This is a genomic window from Ralstonia sp. AU12-08 (genome assembly GCF_000442475.1).
Taxonomy (GTDB): domain Bacteria; phylum Pseudomonadota; class Gammaproteobacteria; order Burkholderiales; family Burkholderiaceae; genus Ralstonia; species Ralstonia insidiosa.
Genome location: NZ_ASZV01000011.1, coordinates 19,582 through 33,281, shown reverse-complemented (window position 1 = coordinate 33,281; position 13,700 = coordinate 19,582). Strand labels below are relative to the sequence as shown.

Annotated in this window: 13 protein-coding genes and 1 pseudogene; 6 read left to right on the top strand and 8 right to left on the bottom strand. The window is 66.4% G+C overall.

Annotation, left to right across the window (positions count from 1 at the left end; translation table 11 throughout):
- Positions 1 to 3 precede the first annotated feature (3 nt).
- Positions 4 to 1,074 (bottom strand): annotated as a pseudogene (locus tag C404_RS38175) (Y-family DNA polymerase); the annotation flags it as partial.
- A gap of 237 nt (positions 1,075 to 1,311) precedes the next feature.
- Between C404_RS38175 and C404_RS38170 the strand changes: the two are divergent.
- Entirely contained in the window at positions 1,312 to 3,168 is a 1,857-nt protein-coding gene (locus C404_RS38170) for a tyrosine-type recombinase/integrase (protein ID WP_004265627.1), read from the top strand.
- A gap of 32 nt (positions 3,169 to 3,200) precedes the next feature.
- Here C404_RS38170 and C404_RS38165 read toward each other — a convergent pair whose 3' ends face one another.
- A complete protein-coding gene (locus tag C404_RS38165) occupies positions 3,201 to 3,827 on the bottom strand; it encodes a LysR substrate-binding domain-containing protein (RefSeq protein ID WP_021194028.1) in 627 nt (208 codons plus the stop codon).
- Positions 3,828 to 3,931: 104 nt separating this feature from the next.
- On the opposite strand from C404_RS38165, the gene C404_RS0129775 reads away from it, so the two are divergent.
- Positions 3,932 to 4,237, top strand: a complete 306-nt coding sequence (locus tag C404_RS0129775; protein ID WP_003454714.1) for a helix-turn-helix domain-containing protein — start codon at positions 3,932 to 3,934, stop codon at positions 4,235 to 4,237.
- A gap of 26 nt (positions 4,238 to 4,263) precedes the next feature.
- On the opposite strand, the gene mobH is transcribed toward C404_RS0129775, so the two are convergent.
- The gene (gene mobH / locus C404_RS38160; protein WP_031329115.1) at positions 4,264 to 6,111 is read right to left on the bottom strand and encodes a MobH family relaxase; all 1,848 of its coding nucleotides are present in this window, start codon (positions 6,109 to 6,111) and stop codon (positions 4,264 to 4,266) included.
- A gap of 313 nt (positions 6,112 to 6,424) precedes the next feature.
- Here mobH and C404_RS38155 point away from each other — a divergent pair, with 313 nt between their 5' ends.
- The 4 genes from C404_RS38155 (at position 6,425) to C404_RS38140 (ending at position 8,704) form a co-directional block, all read left to right on the top strand.
- Positions 6,425 to 6,742, top strand: a complete 318-nt coding sequence (locus C404_RS38155; protein WP_003454724.1) for a type II toxin-antitoxin system PrlF family antitoxin — start codon at positions 6,425 to 6,427, stop codon at positions 6,740 to 6,742.
- Positions 6,742 to 7,206: a type II toxin-antitoxin system YhaV family toxin gene (locus C404_RS38150; protein ID WP_003454727.1), complete on the top strand. Its 465-nt coding sequence runs from the start codon at positions 6,742 to 6,744 to the stop codon at positions 7,204 to 7,206. The genes C404_RS38155 and C404_RS38150 overlap by 1 nt, the downstream gene beginning before the upstream one ends.
- Positions 7,207 to 7,292: 86 nt before the next feature.
- A complete protein-coding gene (locus tag C404_RS38145) occupies positions 7,293 to 7,664 on the top strand; it encodes a DUF3742 family protein (protein WP_003454730.1) in 372 nt (123 codons plus the stop codon).
- A 68-nt stretch (positions 7,665 to 7,732) separates the two neighbouring features.
- Positions 7,733 to 8,704, top strand: a complete 972-nt coding sequence (locus tag C404_RS38140) for an IS5 family transposase (RefSeq protein WP_021194026.1) — start codon at positions 7,733 to 7,735, stop codon at positions 8,702 to 8,704.
- A gap of 166 nt (positions 8,705 to 8,870) precedes the next feature.
- Here the strand turns inward: C404_RS38140 and C404_RS38135 are convergent, their stop codons facing one another.
- The 5 genes from C404_RS38135 to C404_RS38115 are packed head-to-tail and all read right to left on the bottom strand — an operon-like array spanning position 8,871 to position 13,560.
- Positions 8,871 to 10,388 carry a conjugal transfer protein TraG N-terminal domain-containing protein gene (locus C404_RS38135; RefSeq protein WP_003454733.1) on the bottom strand — a complete coding sequence of 506 codons (1,518 nt, stop codon included), beginning with the start codon at positions 10,386 to 10,388 and terminating at the stop codon, positions 8,871 to 8,873.
- A gap of 15 nt (positions 10,389 to 10,403) precedes the next feature.
- Positions 10,404 to 10,757, bottom strand: a complete 354-nt coding sequence (locus tag C404_RS38130; protein ID WP_004265620.1) for a hypothetical protein — start codon at positions 10,755 to 10,757, stop codon at positions 10,404 to 10,406.
- Positions 10,754 to 12,157 carry an integrating conjugative element protein gene (locus C404_RS38125; RefSeq protein WP_003454739.1) on the bottom strand — a complete coding sequence of 468 codons (1,404 nt, stop codon included), beginning with the start codon at positions 12,155 to 12,157 and terminating at the stop codon, positions 10,754 to 10,756. Before C404_RS38125 ends, C404_RS38130 begins: the two co-directional genes overlap by 4 nt.
- A 9-nt stretch (positions 12,158 to 12,166) precedes the next feature.
- Complete coding sequence (locus C404_RS38120) at positions 12,167 to 13,117, bottom strand: TIGR03756 family integrating conjugative element protein (protein ID WP_003454742.1); 951 nt, start codon at positions 13,115 to 13,117, stop codon at positions 12,167 to 12,169.
- A complete protein-coding gene (locus C404_RS38115) occupies positions 13,114 to 13,560 on the bottom strand; it encodes a TIGR03757 family integrating conjugative element protein (protein ID WP_003454745.1) in 447 nt (148 codons plus the stop codon). The genes C404_RS38120 and C404_RS38115 overlap by 4 nt, the downstream gene beginning before the upstream one ends.
- Positions 13,561 to 13,700: the final 140 nt, after the last annotated feature.

Below are 13,700 nucleotides of genomic sequence, written 5' to 3'. Positions count from 1 at the left end.
CGCTTAGCCGAATAGGCCGTGCAGATACCAGCGGGCGTCTTCCTCGCTGGCCGATGCCGAAACACGCTCGCGGTAGACCCAGTAGCGCACGGCGCCATCGTCACCCCGGCCTTCTGCGATGAAGTAGTCGCGCTTGATGAGGGCATCGTCCCACCAGCCGGATTCAATGCGTTCGGGCAAGGACACCAGCCTTAGCAGTCCGCGGTAGTACGGATAGTGTTGGCGCGTCAGCAGCGGGATGGGCTTCTCCAGCAGCCACAGCGGCCGCTCGGGTTGCTGCGCGTGCCACTGCGCCAGCGCCTGACGCACAGCGGCGCGGCTATGCGCGGTGGTAGCAGCGTTCACCTCAACCCAGTGGTTGGCGCGCTCAGGGCGGTGGTCAGCACACGGCTGCGGGTGGCGCACGTTGCCCGCACCCAGCCGGGCGATGAGCGTGTCGATCAGGCGGGCTGCATCTTCCGCCCGGCCGCCCGGCTCGGGAAACAAGGATTCGGTGGGCGGCGCCAGCGGTGTGGCGTCTGTCACCGTCAAACGTAGCTCGACCACCGGAGCGATCAGCGTGAGCCGGTGCACACGCTCGTGCAGCACGCGTGACAGATGCGCCAGCGTACGGACCGGCTGCGCCAGGGCGATCTCCACCGGCGTGGAAGACACGGCATCGTCACTGCTCCGGCCGCGCCGCCGCTCGTGCTCCAGCGTGAGCCGGTAGGTCTTGGCGCCCAGTTGATGCGCCGACAGCCAGCCGACCAGTTGCAGCAGCAGTTGCTCCGATGCCGCTAGCACGCCTTCGGCGCTGTCGATACGACCGGGCAGCTCTAGCGGCACATCAAAGCGCAGCGGCGCAGCAAACCATGTGAAGCTCTCGTGCCCATCGCCATAGGCCGCGTCGAGCGTATCGACCAGCAATGGCCCGCAGCGGCGGCGCAGGCCCGCACGTGGCAGCCCGCGCAAGTCGGCCAGCCTGCGGCAACCGAGGCCCTCAAGCCAGTCCGGGCGTGTCAGGCGAACCACGGCATCGATCGACAATGCATCCAGCAACGTCGACATGCGTTCAAGTCGCATCGCCCGCTCCACTGCATCGTTCCAGGGAATTCTGAGGAAGTCCAAGAGGCATCGTAAGTCGTTGATTCTGGTTGAGTTTTCGACACCTCGATGTTCCAGTGGGCTCCACGGAAATCCACCTGAAGCCACGACGTTTATGTCCATTTTTGTGTCCATTTTTGCGGGCACGACGGCTTCCGGATTGTTGCTAGGGCGCTGAGGTCGATGGGTTAAGCATCTGGTTCCTGACTCATGTTCAGGAGCTAGAGCATGGCACTCTCAGACTTGGTGGTCCGCCAAGCCAAAGCCACCGGCAAGGCCTACACACTTCCAGACATCGATGGTCTCTCCCTGGCCGTGACGGCCACGGGCAGCAAGAGCTGGCACTTCCGTTACTACTGGATGAAGGAGCCCAAGCGCATGTCGCTGGGCACCTATCCCGAGGTGTCCCTTCGTGAGGCACGCGCCCTGCGTGACGAGGCGCGCGCCTTGGTGGCCAAGGACATCAACCCGCGCCTTCACCGCAAGCAAAAGCGCGCCGCGGTCAAACTCGCCGGTGAAAACACCTTCGAGGCGATCTACAAGAAGTGGCTTGCCCACCGCGAACGCGGCCTCAAGAAGGGCCGGCAGACCACCCTCTCGATCCTCCCTCGCGTCTTCGCCAAGGATGTGCTGCCCTTGCTGGGCAAGCGCTCGATCTACGACATCAAACGCCCTGACCTGCTGGAAGTGATCGCCAGGATCGAGCGGCGCAAGGCGCTCTCCGTCGCCGAGAAAGTCAGGACGTGGTTCAACCAGATGTTCCGCTACGCGCTGGTGGTCGTGCCGGGCCTGGAGCAGAACCCGGCTTCCGACCTCGACGTGGTGGCGCTGCCGCTGCCCCCGGTGAACCACAACCCGTTCCTGCGCATGGCCGAGTTGCCGAAGCTGTTGCAGCGCCTGCGCAAGTATCGTGGCCGGCTGCAGACCCAGCTCGGTCTGCGGCTGCTGCTATTCACCGGCGTGCGCACGGGCGAGCTGCGCCTGGCGACGCCGGATCAGTTCGACCTCGATCGGGGCCTCTGGATCATCCCGCCCGAGGTCGTGAAGCAGCTCCAGGTGGACATGCGCAGGAAGCGCCAGTTGCCCAAGGACATTCCACCCTACATCGTGCCGCTGTCGGTGCAGGCCATCGAGATCGTCCGGCACCTGCTCGAACAGCTCAAACCGGCCCAGCACTATCTGTTCCGCCACGACAGCGAGTTGAAGAAGCGCATGAGCGAGAACACGCTCAACGGCGCGCTCAAGCGCATGGGCTATCGCGACCTGCTGACCGGGCACGGCATCCGGGGCACGATGTCCACCGCGCTCAACGAGATCGGCTACCCGAAGGTGTGGGTGGACGCGCAACTCTCGCACGTCGATCCCAACAAGGTCAGTGCCACCTACAACCACGCCGAGTACGTCGAGCAGCGGCGGCGGATGATGCAGGATTGGGCCGACCGGCTCGATCTCTTCGAGCAGAACATGGTCGAGGCAGCGAGCATGCCGCTCACCATTCATTTGGAGGGCGTGCCCGTCCTCTCGGATGAGGAAGCCGCGAGTGCGCCACCCAAACCAGCGGCCGCGTCGGCGCCGCTCCTGATCGTGACCAGGCCGGGAGACGCGATGCCACTGGTGTCAGCCGAGACGCATCGGCTGCCCGCAGTGCCGTTGCCGCGTTCCGTCATGGAGGAACCGCTGTCCGACATACAGCGCCAGCGGATGGAACTGGTCGATGTCTTCGAGGCACCACACAACCTGCCAGTCGCCGAGTACGCGAAGATGGCGGGCAAGTCCCGCCGGTGGATCAGCTACGAGATCAAGGCCGGCAACCTGCTGGCGCTGAACCTGGGCAACCGTGGTCAGCGCGTGCCGGATTGGCATCTCGATCCGGTCAAGCACGCGCTGATCCAGGCGGTCCTCAAGCTGACCAGGGGCGCCGACCCTTGGCAGATCTACAACGCGCTCCTGCAGCCGCGCGCGAAGCTGCGCGGCGGCTCGGCTCTGGAAAGCGTCAGTGCCACAAATCTCGACAAGATCATCATGGCGGTGAGCACGACGGTGAAGGAAAGCGAGTGGTCCCCGCAGCAGGTGGCGTTTGCGTAGCGCGCCAGCGCCCAGCAGTGCGCGCCCCTGTCTCAGGACACGGAGCGCGCGCGGCGGGCGAATCTTTCCTGGGGCTCGGTCAAGGACGAGGACGGGCGAAGCAGGTAGGCCATCACGATGATGGGTGCGCCAGCCAATGGCCGCGCGGCGATGCCGCGACGCAGGTAGCAGGTCAGTCTCGCGGCGGGTGCGACGGCAATGCCGTAGCCCGCGGAGACGAGCGTCATCGCCATGTCGAAGGTGCTGACGGTCTGCTCATGGCCCTGCGGTGCATCCTCGACCAGGCCATGCGCCACCGCGCGCCACGGCTCGTCGGCCGTTGACTGCGCGCAGATCAACGGCTGCTTGAGCAGCTCTTGGCGAGGCACTTCACGGTAGGACAGCAGGTGCGAGCGCTTGGCGACGGCGACTGCCAGCGTGTCATGCCACAACGGCTCGCACACCCAGCCTGGCCACTCCCAGGCGGCTGTGGACAGGGTCAAGTCAAAGTTATCGTGCGGCAGTTCCTGCGCCTGCGCTGTGGAACTGCATCCGATCAAGGCGGTGGCGGTCTCTGGCTCTTCGGCGCGCTGCAACGCCAGCAAGTCGGCAAGCGGTGAAGGCACCCACTCGCCGAGCACAGCCACCCGGATTTCAGTGGAGGCATCGCTCGATTTCACGTCCAGTTCCTCCAGGCAGTGAACTCGCGGCGACCGATGAAGTCGCTTCTATTGAGTTAAGTTTAACGTGGTTTATATCGTGTCAATCCTCGACGCTTTTGGCAATGCAAAAGCGTTCGATTCAAAGAGGCCGGCCCACCGGGACAACAACCTACGAAGCGGAACCAGCCATCGCGTTTGGGGCCTCCGTGCGCGAAGAAAGAACCAGTCAAGGCATCGCCCAGGAAACGCTGGCTCATCTGTCAGGAATCGAGCGTTCGCACATGGGAAAGATCGAGCGTGGCGAGCATGTCCCCACGCTCCCCCTCATTCTCAAAATCGCCCGTGCGCTGAAATGCAGTTCTGCCCACTTGATGGCGCTGACTGAAGCCAAGCTGGCAGAGACGGCTCCGCCTAAATCAGCGGACTGAAGCCGGCCCGCGCCGTGGCTCCTTGTCTACCCCTGTTCGTTGTCGTTCTTATTACCGGCGGCTGAATTTTCGCGCTTTACGGCCTCGGTGAGGAGGCGCAGGTATGGATTGTCCGGAGGCATTTCCTGGAACAGCGCTTCGGGAGCGCTCAGCAGGTAGCCGTGCAGTCGCCTGGATTTGCGCGGCCCCGTGACTTCGCAGGTCCAGATATTCAGCCCGCTGGCTTGCTTGCGGTGCAGGCCTAGCTTCTCGAAACGCTTCTGCACCCACTGCCATCCCTCCAGGTTCTCCGGTTTCGCCAGTGCGGCGATTTGCAGATGTTCCTGCGCATAGCGCTGGAAGACGCCGGGGCTCACCAGGTAGGCCGTTCCGGCGACGCTGTGCACCAAGGCTTTGGCGTCGTTGATGATGAGCTTGTGCGTCTGGATGCCCTGACGCAGCCAGGCCATGAAATGCTCGCCGGATGGCTCCGGCCGATCCTGAAATGGCGCGAGGCTTATCTGCGGCAGCACCGTAGGCGCCGGTGGCGAGGCAGGCTCGGGTTCGCTCGGGGCCTCCGGCGCTACGGGTGGGGCCGTGTCACTCAGCAGATCGAGCAGCGCAGCCACGCCGTTGTCGGTGGGCATAGGGACGGTCGGCGCGATGCTTGGTGGCGCCGTATCGGCGCTTTCCAAGCCTGGCGCTTCGGATGCCGGTGCCTGCGGTGTCGGCGCCCCTTGTTCCTCGTCGGCCTGCACGCGACCCGCGAACGGCGCCGGCCGGTCGGCCGCATCCCAGACCATGGCCGGAGACAGTTTCAGGAAGGTGAAGCTGTGCGACCAGCCGGCATCGCTGGTGACGGTGGCCTTCCAGATCGCCTTGCCGTCCGGTGTGGCCAAGGCGATGCCGTGATCCTGCAGCACGTTGAACACCGCCGTGTTGCTGGCCGGGATGCCGTCGATGCCCTGCGACAGCAGATGCGCGCGCAGCTTGTCCGAGACGGTCTTGCTCACCAGCCAGAGCGCGTCCTGGGTCAGCCAGCCATCCGAGGCCTGGGGCTGGTTCAGCTTGAATTCTTCCTTCAGGAGGTAGCGCAGGCCATCGAGCAGCTTGCGCTGCAGTGCGTGCCGGGGCGCTGCCAGGGCCTTGCTCGGATCGCCGCCGAGTTCCTGGGCGACGGATGCCTGGTCCGCCTGCACGACCAGTTCGCCGAGCATGCCGGCGTGCTCGTACTGGCCGGCCAGGACGTACAGCAGCGCGGCCCACAGGTCGGGGTAGTCGGCGAGCCAGTCGAAGATGCCCGGATCGAGCAGCCGGGCGTAGAGCAGCCCGGTGGCGGCGCTGTGCAGCCGGTATTCGCGCTCCCTGCGGTAGCGGAAGCGGTACGGCCGCCGCAGCGGGCCGTGCCAGGGATGCCAGACCGTGCCGTCCGCGTACTCGACGTGCAGGTCGACCGCGATCTTGCCGATGTCGTGCAGCAGCGCAGCATAGGCGGTGCCTGCGGTCCAGGCCTCGGCCTGGGCGGCTTGCGCCTCCGGCGTGGCGCCGGCGGGCAGCAGATGCGACTGCCGCAGCTTGAGCGCGTAGGCGACGATCTCCAGGCCGTGGTCCAGCATGCCGCCCGGATAGGCGTGGTGATGGGCCTCCGACGCGGGGAATTGCTGGACCAGCTCGGCGTAGCGTTCCAGCGGGGCGAGGTACAGCGTGGCGAACTGCCGGCGCGACAGCGAGGTGCGCTGCCAGATGTGTTCCAGCAGCTTCTGCCGGCGCGGCGTCGCCAGCAGCGATGCGGCCGGCTCCGGCCGCATCAGCCCTTTGCCGGGCTCGGCGGGAGGTTTGGGCGGTGGCGCACTGGCGGCAGGTGGCACCCGTTTGCGTTGGAACAGCGAGAGCATGGCGAACCCCAGACGGCGGGCCGGTCGGGAGAGCCTTTTGGCCTTTTCGGGTAGGGCCTTTCCCCTTGGCCCCATTCCCTTGCCCCTTCCCCAGCCCTTTGGCCTTTACGGAAACCTTTGGATATAGGGCAACGACGCCTGCCGAACCACAACCAATGCGGGTTTGGCCCAAGTCGGATTGATGCGGGAAGGCTGGCTGTGCCGCCCCTACGATGGAGCCGTTTCATCGACCGGACGGAGCACCATGCACACCCAGATTGACAAGGTAAGGAAATTTCCTTACCATCCAGGCATTGCCATCAGGAGTGCCGCCATGCCCGAAATCCACGAAGTCGCGACGCTGACCTCCAAGGGTCAGATCACGCTGCCCAAGTCCATCCGGCAAGCGCTGGGCGTGGACACCGGCGGCAAGGTGGCGTTCGACCTGCGCGGCGGCGAAGTCGTCGTGACCCGCGCCGACGCCGACCATGAAGACCCGGCCATCGGCGCCTTCCTGGGGCTGCTGGAAGCGGACATCCGGGCCGGGCGGCACGTCCAGTCCCTGCCGGACGATCTGGCGCGGGCCATGCTGGCCAACGCGCACCACGCGGTGAACCTCGATGAAGACATCGAAGGCGAAGTGGCGCTCTGATGCAGCGGCACGGTTGGACGCTCCTGTTCCACGAGGGCGTGATCGAGCAGTTGCGCAAGCTGCACGCGGCCGCGGAACGGGCCGAACAGAACGACCCGCAGGGGTTCGAGAGCAACGCCAACGTCAAGCTGTTCCGGGCGTTGAGCCAGTTGATCATGGATGTCGTGCCGAGCGATCCTGCGCGCGACGAATTCCGCCAGGGCAACACCTTGGGGCCGGCCTACCGGCACTGGCGGCGCGCAAAGATCGGGAGGCGGTTCCGGCTGTTCTTCCGCTTCGACTCCAAGGCCAAGGCGATCGTGTTCGCCTGGGTCAACGACGAGCAGACCTTGCGGTCGTCGGGCAGCAAGTCCGACCCCTATGCGGTGTTCGAGAAGATGTTGGGACGCGGCAACCCGCCGGACGATTGGGCGGCGCTGGTGGCCGCAAGCCAGGCCGACTGGCGCGCAGCAGACAAGGACTAGACCGCGGTTGAAGAACAGCACAGGTTTCAATCGCGACACGGACAGGGATCACAGCCACACGACAGGATGAACATGAGGTAGCCACCATGAAGACCGCCGCACAGACCACCTTCGCAGAACGCCTCGGCCGGACACTGGGCCGGGCGTGGAGAGGCTGCGCGCGTCTGGATCGGCGGGCGCAGGGCTGGCTGCTCGCGCAGGGATGGGCGCCTGGCATTGCCAAGGCCGCGCTGCTGGCCGTCAAGCTCGCTGCGATCGGTGTCCTGCTCTACACCGCGTTCTGGCTGGCACTGCTGCTTGCGTTCGCGCTGGTCGGCGCCTGGGTAGTCCGCAACGACGATGGGAGCTACGACGAGGAACACAAGCCGGAATGGCGATACGGCCCTGCCGGGTACGGCCTCTACACCCATGACGATTACCGGATCGACCCCCACGATCCAGAAGACGAGCAAGCCTAGGGATGGTCTGCAAAACCTCTCGTCACTCCGACTGGCAGCAGGCGTGAGGGCAGGGGACGATGCGATGCATGGATCAGATCACGCTCGGCCTTGACCCGCTGCCCAAGAAGACCCGCAAGGAAGTCTTCCTCGACGAGATGAACCAGGTGGTGCCCTGGTCCGCGCTGGTGGCATTGATCCAGCCGCATGCGCGAGGCGCACATCAGGCGCTCGGTGGCCGACCGCCGTTCCCCATCGAGACGATGCTGCGCATCCATTGCCTGCAGCTGTGGTGGAACCTGAGCGATCCGGCGATGGAAGAAGAGCTGCATGAGCGCCCGCTGTACCGCCGTTTCGTCGGTCTTGAAGGCGCAGCGCGCATGCCCGACGAGACCACCATCTTGCGCTTTCGGCATCTGCTGGAGAAGCACCAGCTTGCCCCGCAAGTGCTGGCCACGATCAATGCCGGCCTGGCCCAGCAGGGGCTCATGCTCAAGACTGGGACGGTGGTGGACGCGACCATCATTGCTGCGCCCAGCTCGACCAAGAACAAGGACGGCGAGCGCGACCCCGAGATGCACCAGACCAAGAAGGGCAACCAGTGGCACTTCGGCATGAAGGCGCACATTGGTGTTGATGCCGACTCGGGTCTGGTGCACAGCGTCATCGGCACCGCCGCCAACGTCAACGACGTGACGCAGGCCGCGGGCTTGCTGCACGGCCAGGAGAGCGATGCCTGGGGCGACGCGGGCTACCAAGGCGTGGACAAGCGCGAGGAGCTCGCGGACAGCAAGACACGTTGGCATGTGGCGATGCGTCCGGGCAAGCGCAAGGCGCTCGATCCCGAACGCGAACTGCACCAGTTGTACGAGAAGGTCGAGCGGCTCAAGGCCAGCGTGCGGGCCAAGGTCGAGCACCCGTTCCGCGTTGTCAAGCAGCAGTTCGGTTACGCCAAAGTGCGCTACCGCGGCCTGGCCAAGAACACCGCGCGGCTGACGATGCTGTTTGCGATGAGCAATCTCTGGATGGTGCGACGGCAGTTGCCGGGAGCGCGGGGATGAGTGCGCCTGGGATGCGGCTCAAGGCCGCTGCGGTGCCTGAAATGAGGCACCGACCCGCACAGATCACGAGCTGATCGCCCTCGACATCCGCATCACGAAACAGAAACCCCGCTGACAGCCTCATCGAGCGCTGCGAACGGGGTTTTGCAGACCTTCCCTAGAGGCGTTACTTCGCTGCTTTCATAGCGACACCCGCACCCCTGCCGCCAGCAGCTTGGGCATCCCTGGTTCCTGCCGCCAGCCCTTGAATTGCCGTTCCCGCGCGCACGCCTACCCAGCCCAGCGCAGCCACCCAGAAGGTAGGCAGCACGATGAACATCGTCGCCATGACGAAGTTCAGCAGCATGTCGCCGAAGGCGTTGTTCAGGCCGATCAGCGGATCGAAGTTGCTGTGCGGCCGGTTCGCGCCGAACCCCCAGCCGTAGAGCGCGTCGAGGATCGTGCTGTCCAGCCAGCGCGCGAGCTGGAACCAGAAGTCCACGAAGAACAGCGCGAACTGCACGCAGCTCACCGCGACCAGCGCCTTCAGCTCGTAGGTGCCGAAGACCAGCACCAGCGGGATGCAGATCACCAGCGCCATCTTGAGCAGCGACAGCACCATCGGCAGCGCCTGGCGTACCACGTCCATCGCCGGAAAGAAGCCCAGCGAGCCCATGGTCAGCCCCAGGTCGCCGGCGCCGCGCGTCACGACGTTGGGCAGCGTCTTCTCGATCTGGCCGCCGTAGTCGGTGTAGACCGAGCCCTGGTTCATCTTCTGCTGCCGCGGCGAGACCACGGCGCGGATCACCGAGTCGTTCACCTCGCTCTGCGACAGGAAGCCCGCCCAGCGGCCGATGCGCGTCAGCAGGTCGGGATCGACCTGGGCCAGCAGGCGCGCGCGCAGGCCGCTGCCGCCGTCCGACCACCACTGCCGGCACGTGGGGTAGCCCCCGCCGCTATCCACCTGGGCCAGCCCCGCATCGCGCGTCGCGTCGTAGGGCCAGGCCGTGCGTGGCGTGTTCGAGTGGTAGGTGTCGTAGAAGCCCGCGTTGTTCAGGAAGTAGCTCGAACCGATCCAGGTCACGTCATTCATCTGCTCGTCGGAGAGCGTGGGCCGAGACATGAACAGCTTGGCGCGCGAGGGGCCGTAGCAGTCATGCACGAAGTCGCCGACCTCCTGGGCCAGCACCGGGTCATCGATGCGCGTGGCATCCACGTCCATGCGCATCTGACGCAGATCCGTTCCGCAGGGGATGGCCGCCACCGCGCCGCCCGTCACCGCCTTCGAGATGGCGTGCATGAAGAACCACCACACCGGCACCAGCGCGCTCTGGTTGTTGAGCGTGGTGTAGGCGTTCGACCAGCCCGTGTCGGTGGGCTGCGGGACGCTGACCTGGCATTGCGCGGAGCGCGTCGTGTCGAACTTGATGGTGCTGAGGTCGACCGGAATGAAGGGGATGCCGGCGAACAGGATGACGACGATCGCCACCCACACGCGGTTCTCGATGCGCATCGATGACAGCACCCCCTTGTTGCCCTCGTCCGCACCCTCGGCCCGCGCGCGCAGCCATTCCTGCACCACCATGACCACGAAGGGCAGCGCGAATACGCCGCTGGCCACGAGGATGTTCCAGATGCCGTTGCTGACGATCCACCCGACCAGGGTCAGGTAATACTCCAGGTAGTCCGTTGTGTTGAGCGTCATGGCGTTCTCCAGGGCTCAGCCATTGCGCAGTAGCTGGCTGCCTTCGAGCAGCACGAGGGTGGCGACGGCCGCGATCTCGGCGCGCAGCAGGCGCTGATGGGTCTCGGCCAATGGCTCGCGTTCGCGCAGGCGCCGACGCATCCACCACCAGCCGTAGGCCGTCGCCGCGTAGAGCAGCAGCCGCCAGACGAGGAAGTGGCCCGAGTGCTCGCGCAGCCACTGCTCCCAGCCGTCGATGCTGCCGACGATGTGGAGGCCGACGACGTTCACGCCGACCGCGATGCCCGCCACCAGCAGCACCCACAGCAGCACGATGCCGACGCGGCGGCCGAGCAGCCGTGCCGGCCGCAGCCAGGCCCGGCTGGTCATGGCCCGCTCCGCGGCTTCTGCACTTCCTTGAGCCGGTCGCGCGTCGTGTCGCCCTCGAAGATGCCGCGCGAGCCCGCGGCGCGGGTGCCGTGGCGCTGCACGATCGCCATCGCCGAATTGCCGGCCAGCGTGCGCCGCAGCTCCAGCTCGGTCTTGAGGTTGTTGATCTCCTGCTCCAGCGCGTTGTTCTCCTGATCGACCGCCTTCACGGCCAGCTCGTTGGCGGCGACGTTCGGCTCCTTCTTGCCGGTCAGCAGCGTGCGCTGCAACAGCAGGGCCTTCTCCAGCACGCTCGACAGCGCGGCTTCGGACGCCAGGCGCTTGCCGAGCAGGTCTTGATCGGGCTCGTCGCGCAGCGCCTCGATCACGCCGCGCGTGATCGGCAGCGAGTTGCTGCCGGCGGCTTCGAGGTTTGCCACCGTCATCGGCGTCGAGCCCGTCACGAGGCCCTGCAGTGCCTGCAGCTTGGTCTCGTACTCTTCCTGGATCACCGGCGTCAGGCCGACGCCAGGCGTGGTCTGCGTCTTGGTGCAGGTCTCGCAGGTGCGTTGCTCGCGCTCGCCGAGCACGCGGGTTGCGAAGTCCGCTGCGGCCTGCGGCGAGGACCAAGTTTGGCAGGTCAGCCGGTTGCCGCAGGACGCGCGCGGGATGGATGAGGTGTCGCTGACGCCGCGGCTGTTGAGCAGGTTGTAGCCGGCACGGGTCACGTCGCCGACCACCTTGATGGAACCCTGGCCCGAGCCGCCCGCGTTGCCGCCGCCCACCCAGGGCACGCCGTTGTTGCCCTTGTTCGATTCGGCCTGCTCGACGGCGGACACCGCATCGGTGCTGCTCACCGCATCGCGCAGCGCGAAACCTTCGGCGAGCTGATCCCACCCGGCCTGGCCGCCGGCCATGTCCGCCATCCGGTTGGCCATCGCCTTGCACGTCAACTTGCTGCGGTCGAAATCGAGCCGAGCCTGCAGCACGCCGTTGGTCAGCAGGTTGTAGAGGCCCGGATCGGCGCGCTGGATGATCAGGGCCGGCAGCGACGCCACGGCGCTGGTGGCGCTCTGGATCACCGAGGACATGATCTGCTGAAAGCCATTGGTGAGGCCGTTCAACTGGTTCTGCAGCGTCGTCGTGATGCTCATGTTTCCGCAGATCAGGTTGCTGTTCCAGCCGATGCCCACGCCGATGCTCTGCATGTTCCCGGCGCCGCCCATGGACACGGCCCGGCCGCCGCCGATGCTGTAGAGCACGTCGTCGCCGATGACGCTGCCGCTCACGCCGACGCCGGTGGGGCTGATGCGGGTCTGCGCCCACGCGACGCCGGCTGCGGCCGTGACGGCGCAGGCGAGCGCGATGCTGAGCGCGTAGGGCCTGGCGCGCTGTGCGAAACGGGAGAGAGACGCTTTCATCGGAATACCTCAGAGGAAATCGACGCTGCCGAGGAAGACCTGCCCGCGGCGCTGGCAGCAGGCATAGGGCCGCCACAGCGCCCAGGCGTAGTCGCCTTGCTGGGCCTGCACGCGCGTGTTGGAGTGGGGGAACACGGCGCAGGAGTTGGAGAGGGTCGGCGTCAGCTCCTGCCACTTGCCGGTGGAGGCATCGCTCTCCACCAGGGCGCCGGCCGGCCAATAGCCGTCGCTCGAACTCGCGAGCAGCGGCTGGTAGACGTGCGGCTGCATGCGCCGCGTGACGACATCGCCCGCGCGCTGCGCGACGACGGCGCCGCTCTTGTAGTCGTCGGTCTGATGCAGGAAGCCGCCGCGCGGATAGACGTTGCCCCACAGGTTGAGCGTCGTGCGGCCGCCGATCTCGCGCATGCCGGGGATCACCGCCTCGGGGTACACCATCTCCGGGACGTTGTAGCGCCAGGCCAGCGTGTCGAGGGTGCTCAGCAGGTACGGCATGAAGGCCGTGCCTGCGCCCTGGCAGGCGTAGCCGGACGCGCTGGCGAACTGGCTGAACACCGAACCGCCGGGATGCCCGATCACGTCGGCGTTCTTGAACTTCGCCAGGTTGTTCTCGTTGTCGTGGTTCGTCGTCCCGTCGCCGCCGGCCTGCGCCGTGGGATTGGGCATGCTCATGGCGCGCACCTCGATCCACGGGTTCTCGCCGGTGTTGCTGTAGCTCGACACCACCGCGTCGGGAATGTAGTGGCGCACCTTCACCGAGGTGCGCACCGTGCAGCCCGTCCAGGTGCAGAACAGCCAGTAGCAGATGCCGACGACGCGATATTCCAGGCAGTCGGGCGACAGGGCCGAGGACACGATGGTAGCCGTGTTCAGCGCGAAGCTCGAAGCGGCGCCGCCGAGCAGCACCGAAGCGATGGCAAGGCGGGCCCGGCGCGACGACGCCGACAGCAGGCGGTTCATGGCTGTGCCCTCCGATGTGATTCGATGCGTGCCACGGCGCGCGCGACATCGGGCTCGCCGTAGACCACGTAGCGGCGATCGACCACCACGGCAGGCACCTTGGCCAGCCCCAAGCCCCAGGCATCGGCGACGCCCTGGTAGGCGCTGCCGATGCGGCGCTGTAGTGCCTGGCTGCCATCGCGCAGGCGTTGCTGCACGAGCGCGGCCGCGCGGCCCGGATCGGCAGGCAGGCCCGCGGCCAGTTCGGCCTCGATGCGCTCGGGCAGATCCAGCTCGATCACGCGCGCGCCGGATGCGGACTGCACGGGATGGCGGCTGTCGGTCACGACCAGCACGTCGGCTGCGGATGCGTCCTGGCCGAGCAGGCACAGCAGCAGCCCTCCCGCGCAGGCGATGCGCGTACACCGCAGCCGCGGGATGGGTTTCAAGAAGGGAGCCGTCATGGCGGGCGTCCTGGGAATGAGAGCAAGGCTCTAGTCGAACGCCGAAGGCAGTCCAACCGCGACAAGGAATGCGCACCGCGCGCGCTCCGCTTTGGGCAGACAGGCGAAAGAAAAGCGGCAGCCGAGGCTCCCGCGGGGAC